Origin of the sequence: Streptomyces sp. MBT53, assembly GCF_016654115.1 — a bacterium.
Taxonomy (GTDB): domain Bacteria; phylum Actinomycetota; class Actinomycetes; order Streptomycetales; family Streptomycetaceae; genus Streptomyces.
Map to the genome: position 1 here is coordinate 1 of NZ_JAEQAZ010000345.1, position 4976 is coordinate 4976.

Below are 4976 nucleotides of genomic sequence, written 5' to 3' on the forward strand. Positions count from 1 at the left end.
TGTCGGTGCGCAGCCAGTACCGGTCCTCGGCGGTGCGGCCCTGCTTGGCGACCTTGCCGGAGGTGGTGGCCAGGCTCCCGGAGGGGCCGAGGCGGTCCGTGCGGTCGTCGGCGTCGGGGCGGGTGAAGCGGGCCGTCGGGTTGAAGGTGAAGCGGTGCTGCCGGCTGCCCGAGGAGGAGAGCGAGCGGCCGTCCGCCGTGTGCGAACCCCACTGCTCGATACCGGACTTGTCGCCCGGCACCGCGGTTCCCCGTATGCCGCCCCGGTGCGCGGCGTCGGTCGTGGGGCGTGCCGAGAACGTCACCTCGACGAGCGCCGAGCCGCCGAACCGGTGGTGCCGGAAACTGAACCTGGCCTGTCCGCCGCCGCGTCCGATCAGCGCGCGCTTCCCGGCGACACCGGTGTTGTCGGCGATCAGCGCGGCGACGCCGGGCAGGTAGGAGGCGTGGCCGGGGGTGGTCACGCCGGGGGCGTAGCGGTCCACCAACTGCCGTACGTCGTCCTGGAGTCGGGAGCGCTGCTCGGTCTGCGGGGGCGCCGTGGGGCCCGTTCCCCGGTCGGAGAGTTCGGTGACCGAGTTGACCGTGGCCAGGCCGAGGGTGCCGTCGCGGACGTAGCGCTCGGGCAGTGACGGGCTCGTCCGTCCGATCGTCGAGGGGGCGGGCAGTCGGGGGGTGACGGCGCCCATCCACCGTGCGTCGCGCCGGAGTTGACTCTCCGTCATCAGGAACTGGAGCCCGCGCGGCACGTCCACGGCGAGCCTGACGGTCTCCCCGGGCCCGAATCCGAGGGAGTTGGCGAACACGTTGCGGTGTCCGGACCGTACGGTGATCACGTAGGTGACGTCGGCCGTGATCCGGTGCTGGAGGCCGGACTGGGTGGGGGTCCGGTTGGTGGCGGTGGCGCTGATGAGGGTGTCGGGCCTGTCGGTCTTGCGGTCGTACTGGTAGCGGCCCGACGGGTTGAAGCGGGACGGCGTGCGGGACGGGGAGGCGACGGGCTGCCCCGCCACGGAGGCGGGAGCCGGCGGGTTGTTCTGGGTGGCCGAGCCGCCGAGGCCGAACTGGTGGGACTTGCTGAGGCCCTTGAGCTGCTGCGCCGTGTCGGCGGCGGAGATACCGGTCTCCAGGTACTGGTTCACGCTCTGTGTGTGGCGGGGTGTGTGGGCGACGGCCTCGATCTCGATCGCGAGCTGGCCGTCGGCGCCGAGCCCGGGCAGCGTCAGTCCCTCGACCACGTAGGTGCCGCTGAAGATCTGGTGGCCTCGGCCGACCAGCGCGCCGGGCGAGAGCGCGGTGGTGCGGGACTCGGCGCTCACCGTGGTGGTGTCGGTGAACGGACTGCCGACCAGCGAACTGCTCAGGAACCCGGTGACGTCACCGACGAGCCGGGAGACCCGCCCGGGCGGACCGGCGGGGGCGGGAGCGGCCCCATTGCCGTCACCCGCGTTGGCATGGGCACGGGCATGGGCTCCGGTGACGATCTGGCGGAAGGCGTCCTGCAGCGCCGCCGAACCACGCACCACGTCGATCAGCGCGTCGTCCGGGACGCGGACCACGTCCGGGTGCGGATGCGGCTGTCCGTCGTCGCCCGTGACCGTCATGGCCAGCCGCGCGGTGTCCTGCGCCCCGACGGGCCGTACGGTGTACGGCTCACCGGCCGGCGCGGGCTCCGCGGCGTCCACGGTCCGCCCGTGCGGTACGGCCAGCCGGACCGTGCCCGCGACACCCGGCGCCCGGGCGGCCTCGACGTCGTCCGCGGGGCGTGGCCCGGGCAGCGCATCGCCGAACCGGGTCACCGGTTCCTGGCCCGGGCCCTCGTACAGGTCGAGCGTGATGCGGGCCGGGATCGCGAACTCGTGGGTGTCCTGCCCGCTGGCGATGAAGAACTGGTCGTGGCCGAGCGTGCTGCCGGTGGTGTTGCCGAGCGTGGCCTGGCCGACGTACTGGTAGTCGCCGGTGCCGTTCAGGGTCCAGGTGCCCCCGTGCGGGGTGGGCCCGTTGAGGCCGCCGCCGGCTCCGAGGCCGCCGCCGTAGGTGTTGCCGAGCCGTGCGGTGCCGCCGCCTCCGCCCTGTGCCAGGCCCATGACCTGGATGTCGGGCAGTACCGTGCGGTGTTCCGGCCGGCCGTCCGCGATGTGCTGGGCGCCCAGTTCGAGCCGTACCCGGCGGCGCCCGGTGATCGCGGGGATCTCCAGGAACAGCGAGTGGCCGCCGTCCACCATGGAGTCCGTCGCCGCGCGCAGCCCGAGCGGGGAACGCAGCTCCCGCAGCCGCCGCAGATTGTTCAACTGGGCCTGCACGAGCTTCTCGTCGGGCAGTCGGCTCCGCTGCGGCGCGGTTCCCTCCGCCGGTGGCGCCGGGGGCAGGAAGCCGTTGTCGCGCAGCCAGGTCTCCGCGTCCGCGAACAGCGTCGCCGTACCGTCCACGCCGAGCGGTGCGGTGGACTGCCCGATGGACTCCAGCGTCGCCAGCTCGTGCGGCAGCGCGCGGACCTCGTCCGGCGTCGGCGCGTGGCCCCGGGCGTCCGCGTCGCTGAGCACCCGCAGATCGAGCGCGTGGGTCCAACTCCCGGGCGTGTAGGCGGAGATGGTGCCGTCGGGCCGGATCAGGGTGAGGGTGTACTCGACGTCGGCCTCGGTCAGCAGATGGCTGCGGTTAGTGCGCACCGCGTGCATGGTGCCCGCGACGGAACTGGTGCCGAACGCGTTCTGCGCCGCGAGGAAGGCGGTGCCCTTGGCGTTGACGGTGCCGCCGATGCTGTGGGTGGCGTCCGGGTGGCCCGGGCGATGGTCGGTCGTGAGGGTCGGGCCGAGGCTGCCGGCGAGAGTCACCCCGCTGGTGAACGTCGTGTTCTGGTCGTTCTTGACCACGTTGACGACATGGCTCTCGAGGTTGATCTTCTTGTCGAGGCTCTTGGCCACCGGGGTGTTCCCGGTGACCCGCGCGTCCAGCCGCATCATGCCGACCGCGCGTCCGTGCGCGTCGGTGAGCACCGGCGAGTACAACCCGCCCTCGACCTGCATCGGCAGCGTGCCCCGCAGGATCGGTTCGCTCAGGAAGTCCGCGAGCTGGGCCGAGGCCGTGGCGTCCAGGTCGTCGGCGAAGTTCTCCGCGGCACCCTCGTACAGCCGCCGCGGATTGAGCACCGAGTCCACGCCGTAGATGGGCAGTTGCCGGAGTTCGGCGGGCGCGGGCAGTGCCTGGCCGTGCTCCCGGTCGGCGTCCACGAGGTGCTGCGGGAACCAGACGGTGACCGACCCGTGCTGCTCGGCCGGACTCCAGTCGTGCGCAACTGCCGTATCGGTTGCGTCGGTTACGTCCGTGGTCGCGGGCGGCGTGTCCAGGCGCACCTGCCAGTTGTCGGTGAAGTCGTAGGCGCGGGACGGCTCGTTGCTGCGCTGGGCACTGGTGGTCTGCACGACCTGGGTGACGGTGGCCGAGCCTTCCAGCTGGTTGTGGGTGATGGTCGCGGACAGCGCGATGTCCACCCCGCGGACCGCGCCCGCCGCCCCGACCGGTACCGAGAGGGTCCACGGCACCGGAAGCGTCGAGAACGTACCGGACGGCTGCGCGGAGACGATCTCCCGGGTGCCCTGCCCGCGCCGCTCCACGTGCTTGTCGGGATCGCTCGTGTCGAGCGCGCCCTGCCGCACGGACGGCCGCCTGTTGTCGAGCGTCAGCCGTACGTCCACCTCACGGCGGACGCCGTCGACGTTCAGCACGATCCGGTGACCGCCCAGGCTGCGCAGATACGGCATGTTCTGCGTCAACCGCTGCTCGGACAGCACGTCCCGGAGTTGCGCGTGCACGGCGTCGTCCGGGCCCGGGTTCGGCCTGCCGAGCGCGGTGAGCACCTGGCGGTGCAGCCCGTCGACCAGGTCCGGCGAGAACGGCTCCATCATGACCAGACCCACCTGGCCGTCGTGGCGCTGCCCGTAGCCGCCCAGGTAGGAGGGACGGCCGACCACCGTCTCGTTCGGCGCGGTGGTGTCGCCCTCCGGGGTGGTCAGGGTGATCTCCGGGACCGGCAGCACCAGGGGGACGGGCTCGGTCTCAGCCTCTGGCTCTGGCTCTGGCTCTGGCTTTGCCTCTGCCTCTGCCTCTGCCGGAGCGGTGTGTGTCGGGTCCGTGTGCGTGGACGTGGTCGCCACTGGGGTCGGTCCGGTGTCGGTCGCGTCGGTGGTGGGCTTGACCGGGGCGGGCGGGTCCGCGCCCGGCGCACCCTTGACCGGTCCGCGCGGACCAGCACCGGCACTGGTGCCGGTGCCTCGGTGGTCGTCGGCGGGGTCGCCGACCAGCGTGCCGATCAGGGCGAGGTGACGGGGCCTCAGCCCGCCCGATGCGTACGACGGGTCCGACACGGGCGTGAACAGCGTCGGGTCGCCCATGAGGCTGGCCGTACCGCCGCGGTGCGGGGCGGACGAGTCGAAGCCGCTCTCGTCGCGCAGTCCGAGTTGGTGGCCGATCTCGTGGGCCAGGTCGGAGTCGGAGATGTCGGCCGGCCATGAGTGGTGGGTGGCCGGGGTACCGTCCGCCGGGTCGGTGAGCGTGACGTCGAGATGCGCCGTCTCACCGGGAGCGGCCGGTACGACGGTGACGTGCAGCCGGCTCCCGTCGCCCAGCCGGTGGCCCGGGGTGTTGAACACCCGCTGCACACCGTCCGTCAGCCGCTGCTGGACGCCGTCGACCTGTGGCCCCAGCCCCGGGTTGCCGGTGAGTTGATAGGTGACGGTGAGATCGGTGACCGGCTCACCACCGTGACTGAATCGCCGCACCGCGAAACCGGCCCGGACGACGTACTGGGTCCGGGCACCGTCCGCTCCGAGCGGCCGGGAGACCGGGTCGACCCAGGTATGACTCCGCTCCGAGGGCATCGCCCCGGCCCGCGAGTCCGCGTAACTGCCAGGATCCGGGGCGGTGTTGGGGCTCACGGAGGGGGTGAGAACCACGGGTGCCGGGGCGATGCCCTCGGAG

At 72.7% G+C, this 4976-nt stretch carries 1 pseudogene; it reads right to left on the reverse strand.

From position 1 onward, the window contains the following. A pseudogene (locus JHN45_RS50385) lies at positions 1–4933 on the reverse strand (hypothetical protein); the annotation flags it as partial. Positions 4934–4976 lie beyond the last annotated feature (43 nt).